Source organism: Glycomyces amatae (assembly GCF_020991375.1).
Taxonomy (GTDB): Bacteria; Actinomycetota; Actinomycetes; order Mycobacteriales; family Micromonosporaceae; genus Glycomyces; species Glycomyces amatae.
The window spans coordinates 1-1,103 of the sequence record NZ_JAJLQZ010000055.1 but is presented as its reverse complement, the minus strand read 5'-3'; the positions used below and the strand labels follow the sequence as shown (position 1 = coordinate 1,103).

The window sequence follows — 1,103 nt, the reverse complement described above, 5'->3', positions numbered from 1 at the left end:
CCTCGACATCGACCTCCACGCCCTGCAGGTCCGCCCACGTCTCGCCCTCCGCGAGCGTCGGCACCGCCAACTCATCCACCCGCGCCGCCCGCAACGCTTCCTGCACCTCCGGATCGGCCCGGAACGCCTTGACCTTGTCCCGCAGAATCAGGTAGTTGCGCATGCACGCCGCCGCCGACACCCACACACCCGCATCATCCTCGGTCCGCGGGGGCTTGAAATCGAAGTGGATCGGACCCGTGTACTGCCCCTTCGCGATCCCCTCCTCCACGGCATCGACCGTCCAGAACGCCCCGCCCACATTCCCGGCCCCGAACCGCAGATCCTGGTCATACCGCGGACCGGTCTGCCCGTTCAGATCGATGTGGTACAGCTTCCCGTGCCACAACGCCTGCCGGATCCCCGCCGCATAATCGAGACCGGCCATCTCCTCATGCCCGATCTCGGGGTTGATCCCCACCAGGTCCGGGCGCTCCAACTCGTTGATGAACGCCAGGGCATGCCCGAGGGTGGGCAGCAGGATGTTCCCCCGCGGCTCGTTCGGCTTCGGCTCGATCGCGAACCGCAGGTCATACCCCTGCTCGACCACGTAGTCGCCCAGGGTGTCGAACGCCTCCTTCATCCGCGCCATCGCCGACTGCACGTCCTTGGACCCGCCCGACTCGGCACCCTCACGCCCACCCCACGCGACATACACCTCGGCGCCGAGCTCGGCGGCCAGGTCGATGTTGCGCATCACCTTCGCAATCGCGAACCGGCGCACCTCCCGGTCGTTGTGGGTGAACCCGCCGTCCTTGAAGACCGGATGCCCGAACAGGTTCGTCGTCGCCGTCGTGACCTTCAGGCCCGTCTCGTCCAGAGCCTTACGGAAGGCGGCCACCTTCGCGTCCCGCTCGGCCTCGGAGTCGTCGAAATCGAACACGTCGTTGTCATGGAAGTTCACCCCATACGCGCCGATCTCGGCCAGCTTGCGCACCGCCCGGTCAGCGGCCATCGGCGCCCGGGTCGCCGACCCGAACACATCCTGCGCCGCCCAACCGACCGTCCAGATCCCGAAAGAGAACCTGTCCTCCGGCACCGGCACATACTTGTCCTCGGTCATG

1 protein-coding gene is annotated in these 1,103 nt (G+C 67.1%); it reads right to left on the bottom strand.

Annotation, left to right across the window (positions count from 1 at the left end):
* The coding region (gene xylA, locus LO763_RS28575) for a xylose isomerase (protein ID WP_230792304.1) at positions 1-1,102 on the bottom strand (1,102 nt) is incomplete at its 3' end.
* Between the last annotated feature and the right edge of the window lies 1 nt (position 1,103).